Origin of the sequence: Nocardiopsis mwathae (assembly GCF_014201195.1) — a bacterium.
GTDB classification, from domain to species: domain Bacteria; phylum Actinomycetota; class Actinomycetes; order Streptosporangiales; family Streptosporangiaceae; genus Nocardiopsis_C; species Nocardiopsis_C mwathae.
In genome coordinates, this window is record NZ_JACHDS010000001.1 from 1,460,303 (window position 1) to 1,474,087 (window position 13,785).

Genomic DNA, 13,785 nt, shown 5'->3' on the forward strand with positions numbered 1-13,785 from the left:
GGGCGGCACGCCAGTGATGGGAGCAGGAGAGGGTTCGGTGCTCGAAGAAGTCCATATCCGCGGTCTCGGCGTCATCGATGACGCCGTTCTGGAACTGTCTCCGGGATTCACCGTCGTCACGGGTGAGACCGGTGCCGGCAAGACCATGGTGGTGACCGGGCTGGGGCTGCTCTTCGGCGGGCGCGCCGACCCGCAGCGGGTGCGTCCGGGCACCGGCCGCGCGGTGGTGGAGGGGCGCCTCACCGTGCCAGCCGACGGCCGTGTCGCCGAGCGCGTCGTCGAGGCCGGCGGCGACCTGGACGAGGACGTCCTCATCCTGACCCGCATGGTGTCGGCCGAGGGGCGGTCCCGTGCGACCCTCGGCGGCCGGTCGGCGCCGGTGAGTCTGCTCGCCTACCTCGCCGACGACCTGGTGGCCGTGCACGGCCAGTCCGACCAGCAGCGGCTCCTGCGCCCGGAGCGCCAGCGGGCCGCGCTCGACCGCTACGCCGGTGCCGAGCTGAACCGTACGTGGACGTCCTACACGGCGGCCTACCGCCGCCATCGCGAGATCACCGAGGTCCTCGACGAGCTCACCACCCGCGCGCGCGAACGCGCGCAGGAGGCCGATCTGCTGCGCTTCGGCCTGGAGGAGATCGCCGCTGCGGAACTCCGGCCGGGCGAGGACGCCGAGCTGCTGGGGGAGGAGAACCGGCTGGCGCACGCCGACGCGCTCCGGGTCGCCGCCACCACGGCGCACGAGGCGCTCACCGGTGATCCGGCCGCCGAGGTGCAGGCCGACGTGGTGGGCCTGCTCGCGGCGGCGCGCGCCTCCCTGACCGCGGTGCGCGAGCACGACACCGCGTTGGCCTCCCTTGCCGACCGCCTCGACGAGGCCTCCTACGTTCTCAGCGACGCCGCCACGGAGCTGGCCTCCTACGCCGAGTCGGTGGAGGCCGACCCCGCACGGCTCGCCGCCGTCCAGGAGCGCCGTTCCCTGCTCACCCAGCTCTCCCGGAAGTACGGGGAGACCGTCGACGACGTCCTCGCCTGGGCCGAGGACGCCGCCAAGCGTCTGGCGGACCTGGAGGGCGACGACGACCGGATCGAGGAGCTGCGCGCCGAGGAGGCGGAGGTCGGCGCCCGGCTCGACGCGCTCGCCACCGAGCTCACCCGGATCCGCGTCGAGGCAGCCGAGCGGTTCGGTGCCGCGGTCACCGAGGAGCTCACCGCTCTGGCGATGCCGCACGCCCGTGTGAGCGTGCGGGTCACCACCGGCGACGGGTTCGGCCCGCACGGCCGCGACGACATCGAACTCCTCCTGGCCCCGCACCCCAGCGCACCGCCGCTGCCGCTGAACAAGGGCGCGTCCGGCGGTGAGCTGTCCCGGGTCATGCTCGCCATCGAGGTGGTGTTCGCGGGCGCCGACCCCGTTCCCACGTTCGTCTTCGACGAGGTCGACGCGGGGGTGGGCGGCAAGGCCGCGGTCGAGATCGGCCGCCGGCTGGCCCGCTTGGCGCGGCGGGCTCAGGTCATCGTCGTCACGCACCTGCCGCAGGTCGCGGCGTTCGCCGACAACCACCTCGTGGTGGAGAAGTCCAACGAAGGAACGGTGACCGAGAGCGGGGTGACCCGGCTGGACCGGGGCGGTCGGGCCCGGGAGCTGTCCCGGATGCTGGCCGGCCTGGAAGACTCCGAGCTGGGGCGCGCGCACGCCGAGGAGCTGCTCACGATCGCCGCCGCCGACCGCGCCTCCTGATCCGGTCGGCCCCCGCGGCGGTTTCGGTCGTATCCGCCCGGGGCATGACCCTGCCCAACGGGGGAAGACCCGTGTCCCCTTCCGGCCAGCGATTCGTCACCTGAACCTCGTTTACACCCAGGTGAGCACGGGAAACATGCCCGGGACGACTGTAGTGTGGTGAACACGCCGTGTACTTGCCGTTATAACTAATCCGGAATCGGCTCTGGCAGGATGCGAGCGATGAAGGTTCCGGCGGCGCTCAGCGCCCGACTCACACGACTCCGTCGACCGATCACCGACGACGGTTCCGCCGGTGTTACCGCCCCCGCCCGCTCGGACCGTCGGACCAAAGACCTCACCAAGCGCCTCAGACCCGGCGACATCGCGATCATCGACCACGTCGACATCGACCGCGTCAGCGCCGAGGCGCTGCTCGAACGCGGCGTCTCCGCCGTGGTCAACGTCGCCACCAGCATCAGCGGCCGCTACCCCAACCTGGGGCCGGGACTGATCGTGGAGGCGGGTGTCCCGCTCGTCGACGACGTCGACCCCGAGGTCTTCGCGCGCGTCCACGACGGTGAGGAGCTGCGGCTGGAGGGCGGGACCCTGTACCGGGGCGACGAGGTCCTGGCCAAGGGCGTCGTGCAGAACACCGACTCCGTCGCCGCCGCCATGGCCGAGGCCCGCGCCGGACTCTCGGTGCAGCTGGAGGCGTTCGCCGCGAACACCATGGAGTACCTCAAGCGGGAGCGGGAACTCCTCTTCGACGGCGTCGGCATCCCCGACCTCAGGACGGACATCGACGGCCGCCACGTGCTCATCGTCGTCCGCGGCTACCACTACCGCGAGGACATCTCGACCCTGCGCTCCTACATCCGCGAGTACCGCCCCGTCATGATCGGGGTGGACGGCGGCGCCGACGCGCTCCTGGAGGCCGGTTACCGGCCCGACATCATCGTGGGGGACTTCGACTCGGTGTCGGACCGGGCCCTGGCCACCGGTGCCGAGCTGGTGGTGCACGCCTACCGGGACGGCCGCGCCCCCGGGCTCAAGCGCCTCACCGACCTGGGGTACGAGCCCGTCGTGTTCCCGGCCACGGGCACCAGCGAAGACGTGGCCATGATGCTCGCCGACGACTCGGGGGCGACGCTCATCGTCGCGGTCGGCACGCACGCCACCCTGGAGGAGTTCCTGGACAAGGGGCGCGCCGGGATGGCCAGCACTTTCCTCACCCGGCTGCGTGTCGGCGGCAAGCTGGTGGACGCCAAGGGTGTGAGCCGCCTCTACCGCAGCCGGATCTCGCCGTGGGCGCTGCTCGCGCTCGTCGCGGCGTCTCTGCTCACCGTCCTCGTCGCGGCGTACAGCTCGCCGGCGGGACAGGTGTATCTCACCTCCCTCGCAGCGCGTTGGGACGCGCTCGTCTACTGGCTCACGGGGCTGTTCACGTGATCGATTTCCGCTACCACCTGGTGTCCATCGTCGCGATCTTCCTCGCGCTGACGGTCGGGCTGGTGCTCGGCACCACCATGCTGCAGGACCCGCTTCTGAACACGCTCAAGTCGGAGACCTCCGACCTGCGCGAGCAGAGCGACCAGCTGCGGTCGGACAAGGACGTCGCCGACAAGCTGAACGCGGGCGGAGGCGAACTCATCTCGGCCTACGCCGACGCCATGCTCGCCGACCTGCTGGACGACGTCGACGTGGTCGTCCTGGAGTCCCCCGGGGTCGACACGGCGACCCGCGACGAGCTGGTCGCCCGCATCGAGCAGGCCGGGGGCAACGTGCCCGGCCAGGTGGTGTTCACCGACAAGTACGTCGATCCCGGACAGGCGACGTTCGTGGACGAGCTCACCGAGCAGCTCGCCGAGGGGATGCGGCTGCCCAAGGGCGGGGCGCATGAGAAGGCCGGAGCCGAGCTCGCCCGCGCCGTGCTGCGGCCCGAGGACGACGCACGCGGCGGCGGTGACGACGACGCGGCGGACGGGTCCGATGACGAGGCGGGCGAGGAGTTCGACGCCGACGCCGTACTCGCCGGCTTCACCGAGGCCGGGCTGCTGACCGTGCAGGGCCGGGTCGCCGAGCGGGCCGATATCGCCGTGGTTCTCGCCCCGGCGCGGCCGTTCACCGCCGAGAACGCCCCGTCGCCGAAGGACGCCGAGAATCCTCCGGGCAACGACGTGATGCTGGCCCTGACCCGCGCACTGGACGACGCCTCGGACGGCGCGGTGCTGGTCGGCGGGACCGGTTCCACCGACCCCGGCGGTCTCGTCGCGCAGGCCCGAGCGGAGGAGGCGGCGTTCAGCACCGTCGACAGCGCCGGGTCGACCAGCGGAAACGTCGTCGCCGTCCTGGTCATCGCGGACGCGAGGGCCACGCGCAGCGGCGCCTACGGCATCGGTGACGGTGTCGACGGCTTCCTGCCGGACCCCCTGCCCGAGCCCGTCGAGAAGAAGGACGCGGACAACGGAAACCGGCAGCAGCAGGACGTGCAGGCGTCGGCGTCCACATCGTGAACCCCGCTGTCGGGCCGGGCCCGGTGCCGGTCCACCGGGCCGGTGCCGCTCCCACGGCGCCTTGATGCGGAGCTGACGGGGTACTGACGAGGATTCGACGACGAAGAAGACGAAGAATCGGAGCGAGCCCATGGCCTTCCCTCGCCGCACCCCCGGTGCGAGCCGCGTCCGGTCCCTCTGCACGGGGCTGGCCGGTGCCGTCCTCGGCGCGGTCGCCGCGCGGACGGCGTTCACCCGGGCGACCCGGGCGCCCCGCGGCGACACCGTCGACGACGTGTTCCTCGACTCCGGGCCCTCCCGCGATCTGTGGACCCGCACCAACTTCCGCGGCGAGAAGGTCACCCTCCTGGAAGGCCCCGCGCTGGCCGCGGGCACCTGCGCCGCGGCCGCCCTGGCGCCGGGCGTGCCCCGGCGGCTGCGCGCGGCGACGGTGACCGCCGCGGCGGGGGCGGCGGGCTTCGGCGCCTACGACGACATCTCCGGCTCCGCGGGATCCCGCGGGTTCAAGGGACACCTGGGTGCGCTGGCCCGAGGCGAGGTGACCACCGGCGCGGTGAAGGTGGCCGGAATCGGCGTGACCGGTCTGCTCGCCGGGGCGATGATCGACCGCCGACCGTTCGACGCGCTGGTCAACGGCGCGCTTATCGCCGGCTCCGCGAACCTCCTCAACCTGTTCGACCTCCGCCCCGGGCGGGCGGCGAAGGTCGGTCTCGCCGTGGGCGTCCCCGCGCTGGCCGGACCCGGGGCCGGAGCCGCCGGGCCGGTGCTCGGCGCCACCGCCGCGCTGCTCCCCGAGGACCTGGGCGAGCGCGCCATGATGGGCGACGCGGGAGCCAACGCCCTGGGCGCCGTCCTCGGCGTCGCAGCGGCGGCCTCCCTGCCGCGCTCCGCCCGTGTCGGGCTGCTCGGTGCCGTCGCGGGCCTGACCCTGGCCAGCGAGTTCGTCAGCTTCAGCAAGGTCATCGACGCCACTCCGCCGCTGCGCGCCCTGGACCTGGCGGGGCGACGCCCGGCTCCCACCCCCGCTCCGGCACCGGCGCCGGAAGAGGAGGAGGCCGCGGCCCGGGCCGTCGGCGACGTGCCGTGGGCACCCGGCACCGAGGCGATCACGGTCCCCGCCCAGCAGAGCCTCCGGACGACCCGCCGCACGGATACGGGGGGCCCGGACCGGCCGTGACCCGCTCGCCTTCGCAGCCGCCCTCCCCGCCGCAGGGCCGGACGGGCGACGCCTGCCCGCCCACCCCGCCACCCGGTGCGGGCGGGTGCCCTGACCCTCCCCGCCGCCCCCGCCGCCGGACGGGCGGCCGCCGCGGGCCCGGCCGGCGGAGACGGGTGCGGGTATGAGCCCGAGGCGACGTCTGCTGGCCGGGGTCGCGGGTGCGGCGGTGCTGATCGCCGTGGTGACCGCCTTCGCGCGGATGGCCGGATTCGGGCGGACCCTGGTCTTCTCGCAGACCGTCGGGGACAACTGCCTGGGCACCGCCTACGTCACGGCGAACATGCTGCCCACCATCCTCTTCGAGATCGTCATCGGGGGCGCGCTCGCCGGGATGGTGGTGCCGGTGCTGGCCTCCGGCGCCGACAAGGGGCAGGGCGAGCAGGTGCGGCAGACGGCATCGGCCCTGGTCACCTGGGTGGTCGTCATCGCCGTGCCGTTGAGCCTGCTGCTCGCCGCGGTGTCGGTCCCGGCGATGGCGGTGATGCTGGGCCCGGGAGCGGGGTGCGACCGCGCCGACCTGGTCCGGCTGGCCGTCCGGTTCCTGCTGGTCTTCTCCCCGCAGATCCTGTTCTACGGACTGGCCGCCGTGCTCTACGGCATCCTCCAGGCGCACCGGCGCTTCCTCGCCCCGGCGCTGGCCCCGCTCGTCTCCAGCCTCGTGGTGATGGCCGCCTACATCGCCTTCCGTCCCCTGGGCGGGGCCTACACCGACGACCTGGCCCACCTGCCGCTGAACGCGGAGCTGACCCTGTCGGTGGGGACCACGGCCGGTGTCGCCGCGCTGTTCCTCACCGCGCTCGTCCCGACGATGCGGCTGCGGCTCGGGCTGCGCCCGCGGTTGTCCTTCCCGCCGGGGGTGGCGCGCAAGGTGCGGTCGCTGGCCGCGGCCGCACTGCTGCCGCTGGTGGCCATGCAGCTCAGCCTGCTCCTGGCGGCCGCCCTGGCGAACCGGGGCGGCGGCTCGGGCGCGATCGTGCTGAACAACTACGCCTGGGTGCTGTTCACGCTGCCCTACGGGATCATCGCGGTCCCCATCGCCACCAGCGCGTTCACCACCCTGGCGGTCCGGCACGGGGAGAGCGACCGGCGGGGGTTCGATCGGGTGCTGTCGGGGAGCGCCCGCGCCTCGGCGATCATCACGGCGGCGCTGGCGACCGGGCTGGCCGCCGCGGCCGCACCGGTGGCGTCCCTGTTCGCCGAGGCCGACCCGCTGCCGCTGCAGCGCGCACTGCTCTGCTACGCGCCGGGCATCGTCGGGTTCGGCCTTCTCGCCCTGCTCAGCCGGGCGCTGTACGCCTCCCGGCACGGCCGCGAGGCGGCGCTGGCCCAGGTGGCGGGGTGGGGCGCGGTGATGGTCGCCAACGCGGCCCTGGTCTGGCTCCTGCCCCCCGACTGGACGGTGGCGGCCCTGGGCGCGGGCACCTCCCTCGGGTTGACACTGGCCGCCGTGCTCTTGGGCGCCGCGACCCTGCGGGCGCACGGGCGCGCGGCCTTCGCCGGGCTGGGCCGGGGGTTGCTGGCGGTGGCCGCCGGAGCGGCGGCGGGGTATCCGGCCGGTGCGGCGGTCTCGGCGTGGTCCCGGCCGCTCCTGGAGGCCGGGCCGTGGGGTGACGCCGCGGCCGCCGTGGCCGCGGGAGGGGCCGCGATCGCGGCCTTCGGAGCGCTGGCGCTGCTGATCGACGGCCGCGCGGTGCGCGCCGCGGTGCGCCGCCTGCGCGCCGCCGACGGGGCACAGGAGGGACCGGGCGAGGACGGCACCGCGCGCAACGGCGGAGGCAACCCCGGTGGGGGCGCTTCCGGCGGTGGCACGGACGACGGTGAGGTCAAGGGTGAGGGCAGATGAGAGGGGATCGGGTGAGCACGATGCGGGTCGCGCTGGTGATCGGTACCAGCAGCGGGGGGGTGGGAAACCATGTCCGGTCGCTGAGCGCGGGTCTGGTCGACCGCGGCCACCGGGTCGCGGTGGTCGGGCCTCCGGGCACCGACGAGCACTTCGGCTTCACCGGCGCCGGAGCGCGCTTCGCCGCCGTCGACGTCGGTGCGCTGCCGCGCCCGGGGACCGACGCCGTCGCGGTCGCGCGGCTCAGCGGGATGCTGGCCCGCGCCGACGTGGTGCACGCCCACGGCGTCCGCGCCGGTGCCCTGTGCGCACTGGCCGGGGCGGCCCCGCTCGCCGTCACCGTGCACAACGCGCCGCCGCAGGCGTCCGGTCCGCGCAGCCTGGTGTTCCGGGTGCTGGAGCGGATCGTGGCGCGGCGCGCCGACGTCGTACTGGGGGTATCCGGCGACCTGGTGGAGCGGATGCGCGCACACGGTGCCCGCAGGGTGCTGCCCGCCGTGGTCACGGCGCCGCCGATGCCTCCCGCCGCCGTCCCCCGCGACGTCGTGCGGGTGGGGCTGGGTGTCCCCGAGGACCGGCCGCTCGTACTGGTGGTCGCCCGGCTTGCCGCGCAGAAGGGGCTCGACGTGCTGCTGGAGGCGGCGTCCCTGGTCGCGGCGCGGGGTGCCGCGGAGGCCGGGCCGCCGCTCATCGCCGTCGCGGGGGACGGCCCGCTCCGCGGTGACCTGGCCCGCCGGATCGACGCGCGCGACCTACCGGTCCGGCTGCTCGGCCATCGCACCGACATCCCGGACCTGCTCGCGGCCGCGGACCTGTTCGTGCTGCCGAGCATGTGGGAGGGGCCGTCGCTGGTCATCATGGAGGCGCTGCGTGCCGGGCTGCCCGTGGTGGCGACGCGGGTGGGCGGTATCCCCGACCTGTACGAGGACGTCGCCCTGTTGGTGCCGCCGGGTGATGCGGTGGCGCTGGCGGAGGCGATGGGCCGGGTGCTCGGTGATCCGGGCCTGGCGGCGAAGATGCGGGCGGACGCCGAGCGCGCGGCCGAGCGGCTGCCCACCGAGGAGGACGCGCTGCGCCAGGTGGAGGGTGTCTACGCGTCGTTGACGCGGGGGTGAGGCACGGAGCGTGGACGCCGAAGCGCCCGTGTACCGCGGCCGTCGCCTGCGACCCGGGGCACCGGGGTGCCGCGCGGGCCGGAACGGATCGGGCGCGCCGGGGGCGCACGGGCGACCGTTCGATGGCTCACCGGAAGGCGGGCGGGACGATCCGTCGAATTTCCGTCGAGAGTGGTCCCCAGAGCCGCCGGGAGATGGCATGATGGACGACAGCTTCCGGGCCCGGCGGGAATGTCCCGCGCGTCCGGATCATTCTAGATAGAGGTGAGGGGAGTATCCCTTCGCGGCGGTGTCGTCATCACGGATCGCAATGACGCGTTCCCGGTGCCGCCGGTCCACTACCCGCGTTCGTCCGCCGAGCGCTGCGGTGTGGGCGGGAGAGACCTCCGGTTGATCGGCATGCGCGAAGCTGCGGCTTCGGGTGTGCGGCCGGAGGAGTGCCCTGATGAACGTTCCCCTGTGGGTCTGGATCGCAACGATCGGCGCGATGGTCGCCGTCCTGGTGATCGACCTCGCCATCGTCGACCGCCCGTGGAACAAGAAGAGCGGTCCGCGAGAGTTCGGTGTGAAGCAGGCCGCGTGGTGGGCCGCCTTCTACGTCGGGATCGCGATCCTCTTCGGGTTCGGGCTCTGGTACTTCGCCGGCGCCACCGTGGCGGGGGAGTACTTCGCCGGGTTCATCACCGAGAAGAGCCTGAGCGTCGACAACCTCTTCGTCTTCTACCTGATCATCGGCGGTTTCGCGGTCCCCCGCCGGTACCAGCACGAGGTGCTGCTGGTCGGAATCGTGATCGCGCTGGTCATGCGCGGGTTCTTCATCGCGATCGGCGCCCAGGCCATCAACGCCTGGAGCGAGGTCTTCTACGTCTTCGGCGCCTTCCTCATCTTCACCGCCGTGAAGATCATCCGCGACCACCTCGACCACGACGGGGACGCCGACTACACCGACAGCTTCGCGGTGCGGATGGTCCGCAAGGTCTGGCCGGTGACCGACACTTACCACGGCGCGCGCATGACGGTGAAGATCGACGGGCGCCGCTATGTGACCCCGATGCTCATGGTCATCGTCGCGATCGGCGTCACCGACCTGGTGTTCGCGGTCGACTCCATCCCGGCGATCTTCGGCCTGACCCAGGACCCCTACATCGTCTTCACCGCCAATGCCTTCGCCCTCCTCGGGCTGCGCCAGCTCTACTTCCTGCTCGCCGGGCTGATGGACCGGCTCGCCTACATCAGCTGGGGCCTGTCCGCGATCATGGTGTTCATCGGGATCAAGATGATCCTGCACGCGCTGCACGAGAGCGGCGTGGCCGCCCCGGAGATCACCACGGGCACCTCCCTGGTCGTGATCATCGGCGTGATGACCGTCACTGTCGTGGCGAGCCTGCTGCGGTCCCGGGGCGGCGCCAAGCGCGAGGAGAAGCAGCTGGAGGTCGAGCGCGGCGGCGCCGAATGACGGGGGAACGAGCGCGGTTCGAACGGATGTTCGTCTATAGTGGTGGTGTCCGCCGGATCATCCGCGCGGGCACCCCGCGTTTCCCCCGGGCGGAAGTTTCCGCCCGCCGAAGTCGTTACCGTTAGAAGGTCCATCGCCGCGGCATCCGGCGCGCCCTCGTCGCGCCGCCGCGCCCACGGTGGGCCGTATTCCGTGCGGTGTCCTGACCAGGGCCGGTGTGTCTCCACCCGAACCGCGCGCCGATGCCGAGGGGGCTGAAGCAAGAACATGGCCGAGCAGCTGGTGATCCGGGGAGCCCGGGAGCACAACCTCAAGGACATCTCCCTCGACCTGCCCCGCGACGCGATGATCGTGTTCACCGGACTCTCCGGGTCGGGCAAGTCGTCGCTCGCGTTCGACACGATCTTCGCCGAGGGGCAGCGCCGCTATGTGGAGTCGCTGTCGGCCTACGCCCGCCAGTTCCTCGGCCAGATGGACAAGCCCGACGTCGACTTCATCGAGGGCCTGTCACCGGCGGTCTCCATCGACCAGAAGTCGACCAGCCGCAACCCCCGCTCGACCGTCGGCACCATCACCGAGGTCTACGACTACCTGCGGCTGCTGTGGGCGCGCATCGGTGTGCCGCACTGTCCCGAGTGCGGCCGGGAGATCGCCCGGCAGACCCCGCAGCAGATCGTGGACCGGGTCCTGGAGCTGACCGAGGGCACCCGGTTCCAGGTGCTCGCCCCCGTCGTGCGCGGGCGCAAGGGCGAGTACACCGAGCTCTTCAAGGACCTGCAGGCCAAGGGCTTCACCCGGGCCATGGTGGACGGCACCATGGCCCGGCTCGATGAGGCACCGGCCCTGAAGAAGCAGGAGAAGCACGACATCGCCGTCATCGTCGACCGGCTCACCGTCAAGGAGTCGGCGAAGAAGCGGCTCACCGACTCCATCGAGACCGCGCTGGAGCTGGCCGGCGGCACGATCACGCTGGACTTCGTCGACCTGCCCGACGACGACCCCGAGCGCGAGAAGGTCTTCTCCGAACACCTCTACTGCCCCTACGACGACCTCTCCTTCGAGGAGCTGGAGCCGCGCTCCTTCTCCTTCAACTCACCCTTCGGTGCCTGCGCCGAGTGCGCCGGTCTGGGCACGCGCATGGAGGTCGACTCCGAGCTGCTCATCCCGGACCCCGGTAAGACGCTGAACGAGGGCGCCATCGCGCCCTGGTCGGGCGGCCACGCCACCGAGTACTTCGGACGCCTCATGCAGGCCGTGGGCGACGCCGTCGGCTTCGACCTCGACACCCCGTGGGAGCGGCTGCCCAAGACCGCCCGCAAGGCCCTGCTCGACGGCCACGACACCCAGGTTCACGTCCGCTACCGCAACCGCTACGGGCGCACTCGCTCCTACTACACCGACTTCGAAGGCGTCATCCCGTGGGTGAAGCGCCGCCACTCCGAGAGCGAGAGCGACTTCAGCCGCGAGCGCCTTGAGGGCTACATGCGCACCGTTCCCTGCCCGGCGTGCGACGGAAAGCGCCTCAAGCCGGTGGTCCTGGCGGTCACGGTGGGCGGCGCCTCCATCGCCGATGTCAGCGCCCTGCCGCTCAGCGAGTGCGCCCGGTTCCTGCGCGACCTGCGGCTGAGCGAGCGGGACCGGGTCATCGCCTCCCAGGTGCTCAAGGAGATCAACGCCCGGCTGGGCTTCCTGCTCGACGTCGGACTGGACTACCTCAACCTGGAGCGGCCCTCCGGTTCGCTCTCCGGCGGTGAGGCACAGCGCATCCGGCTGGCCACGCAGATCGGCTCCGGGCTGGTGGGCGTCCTCTACGTGCTCGACGAGCCGTCCATCGGCCTGCACCAGCGCGACAACTTCCGGCTGCTGGAGACCCTGCAGCGGCTGCGCGACATCGGCAACACCCTCATCGTGGTGGAGCACGACGAGGACACCATCCGGGCCGCCGACTGGGTCGTCGACATCGGCCCCGGCGCGGGCGAGCACGGCGGCAAGGTCGTCGTCTCCGGCTCCGTCGAGCAGCTGCTCGCCAGCACCGACTCCGCCACCGGCGACTACCTGTCGGGGCGCCGGGGCATCGAGGTGCCCACCACGCGCCGCCCCACCGCCAAGGGGCGCGAACTCGTGGTCAAGGGCGCCCGCGAGAACAACCTCAAGGACATCGACGTCGCCTTCCCTCTCGGGGTGTTCACCGCCGTCACCGGGGTCTCCGGCTCCGGCAAGTCCACCCTGGTCAACGAGATCCTGTACAAGGCCCTGGCCAAGGAGCTGCACGGCGCCCGCTCGGTGCCGGGGCGGCACACCAGGGTCAACGGGCTGGGGCAGGTCGACAAGGTCGTGCACGTCGACCAGAGCCCCATCGGCCGCACCCCGCGGTCCAACCCCGCCACCTACACCGGCGTCTTCGACCACATCCGCAAGCTGTTCGCGCAGACCACCGAGGCGAAGATGCGCGGCTACCAGCCGGGCCGGTTCTCCTTCAACATCAAGGGCGGCCGCTGCGAGGCGTGCGCGGGCGACGGCACGATCAAGATCGAGATGCAGTTCCTGCCCGACGTGTACGTCCCCTGCGAGGTGTGCCACGGTGCGCGGTACAACCGCGAGACCCTGGACGTGCACTACAAGGGCAGGACCATCTCCGAGGTCCTGAACATGCCGGTCGAGGAGGCCCTGGAGTTCTTCGAGCCGATCTCCGCGATCCGCAGGCACATGCAGACCCTCAACGATGTCGGGCTGGGCTACGTGCGGCTGGGCCAGCCCGCGACCACGCTGTCCGGCGGCGAGGCCCAGCGCGTCAAACTCGCCTCGGAACTGCAGCGCCGCTCGACCGGGCGCACCGTCTACGTGCTGGACGAGCCCACCACCGGCCTGCACTTCGAGGACATCCGCAAGCTGCTGGGAGTGCTGGACCGGCTGGCCGACAACGGCAACACCGTCATCGTCATCGAGCACAACCTGGACGTCATCAAGACCGCCGACCACCTCATCGACATGGGGCCCGAGGGCGGTGCGGGAGGCGGCACGGTCGTCGCCACCGGCACCCCCGAGCAGGTCGCGGCCGCGGACGGCTCCTACACCGGGCAGTTCCTCGCCAAGATGCTCTAGCGGGGGGCGTACGCACTAGGGTGGGATACTGAAACGCGCGACCATCTGGGACGCCGCCGCCTGGACGACGCTCCCCCCGGGGGCCCGTTCGCGGCGTCGGAGCACCTGGAATCGAGGAGACGATGAGCGACGCCCTCTCCGGGCGGCCCGGTGCCGGCATCCAGGTACCGGCCGGGATGGGCATGCGGGTCCTCGCCCGGGTGATCGACCTGGTCATCGTCGGTTCCATCGGCTTGGTGGTCAGCGCCGCCGTCTCCTACGAGGTGCCGGTCGGCAGCGAGACGATGATGAAGGAGTTCCTCGCCTCCCTGGTCTCCTCGCTCATCCTGTTCGTGCTCTACGCGGGCTATGAGGTGGCGTTCACCGCGCTCTACGGCGCCACGCCGGGCAAGCTCTTCTGCGGCCTGCGGATCGCCATGAGCACGGAAGAGGAGGACGGGAGCGGCGGCCCGGCCGACGCGCTGGGCGTGCTCAAGCGCTCCACCGTCCTGTACCTGTCGGTGCTGTTGAACTTCGTCCCGGTCATCGGACTGCTGGCGCTGGGCGTCTCCATCTACGCGGTCACCTCGGCCTTCCTCGACCAGCCGCGCGGACGCGGCCTGCACGACCGGCTCGGCGGCACCGAGGTGGTGACCACGCGAGAGCGGCCGGTATCGTCGGAAGGCGCCTGACACAGGCGTTCGACAGCGTGAGCGTTCCCCGACGACAAGCCCCCTGCCGAGAAGGTCGCAGCACAGATGAACCAACCACCGCCGTGGAATGAAGGCGCGGTGCCCGCCCCCGGTACGCCCGGGACGCCGGGACGGCCCGTCGGTGCCGC

Annotated in this window: 9 protein-coding genes; all 9 read left to right on the forward strand. The window is 72.3% G+C overall.

Translation table 11 applies throughout. The annotated features are described in order from the left end of the window. Positions 1-37 precede the first annotated feature (37 nt). The 9 genes from recN (at position 38) to HNR23_RS05930 (ending at position 13,636) form a co-directional block, all read left to right on the forward strand. Positions 38-1,738, forward strand: coding sequence for a DNA repair protein RecN (recN, locus tag HNR23_RS05890; protein WP_184074258.1), 1,701 nt, complete (start codon positions 38-40; stop codon positions 1,736-1,738). 222 nt (positions 1,739-1,960) lie between these two features. Further along, a complete protein-coding gene (steA, locus tag HNR23_RS05895) occupies positions 1,961-3,169 on the forward strand; it encodes a putative cytokinetic ring protein SteA (RefSeq protein WP_184074260.1) in 1,209 nt (402 codons plus the stop codon). Beyond that, positions 3,166-4,233: a copper transporter gene (locus tag HNR23_RS05900; protein WP_184074262.1), complete on the forward strand. Its 1,068-nt coding sequence runs from the start codon at positions 3,166-3,168 to the stop codon at positions 4,231-4,233. The genes steA and HNR23_RS05900 overlap by 4 nt, the downstream gene beginning before the upstream one ends. A 130-nt stretch (positions 4,234-4,363) precedes the next feature. Next, positions 4,364-5,410 carry a hypothetical protein gene (locus HNR23_RS05905; RefSeq protein ID WP_184074264.1) on the forward strand — a complete coding sequence of 349 codons (1,047 nt, stop codon included), beginning with the start codon at positions 4,364-4,366 and terminating at the stop codon, positions 5,408-5,410. A 163-nt stretch (positions 5,411-5,573) separates the two neighbouring features. Further along, entirely contained in the window at positions 5,574-7,295 is a 1,722-nt protein-coding gene (murJ, locus tag HNR23_RS05910; RefSeq protein ID WP_184074266.1) for a murein biosynthesis integral membrane protein MurJ, read from the forward strand. A 20-nt stretch (positions 7,296-7,315) separates the two neighbouring features. Beyond that, entirely contained in the window at positions 7,316-8,407 is a 1,092-nt protein-coding gene (locus HNR23_RS05915) for a glycosyltransferase family 4 protein (protein ID WP_184079959.1), read from the forward strand. Between the two features lie 445 nt (positions 8,408-8,852). Further along, the gene (locus tag HNR23_RS05920; RefSeq protein ID WP_184074268.1) at positions 8,853-9,863 is read left to right on the forward strand and encodes a TerC family protein; all 1,011 of its coding nucleotides are present in this window, start codon (positions 8,853-8,855) and stop codon (positions 9,861-9,863) included. A 267-nt stretch (positions 9,864-10,130) separates the two neighbouring features. Continuing rightward, positions 10,131-12,965 (forward strand): excinuclease ABC subunit UvrA, encoded by a 2,835-nt coding sequence (gene uvrA / locus HNR23_RS05925; RefSeq protein WP_184074270.1) that lies wholly within the window; start codon positions 10,131-10,133, stop codon positions 12,963-12,965. Positions 12,966-13,087: 122 nt separating this feature from the next. Further along, entirely contained in the window at positions 13,088-13,636 is a 549-nt protein-coding gene (locus HNR23_RS05930; RefSeq protein WP_184074272.1) for an RDD family protein, read from the forward strand. Positions 13,637-13,785 lie beyond the last annotated feature (149 nt).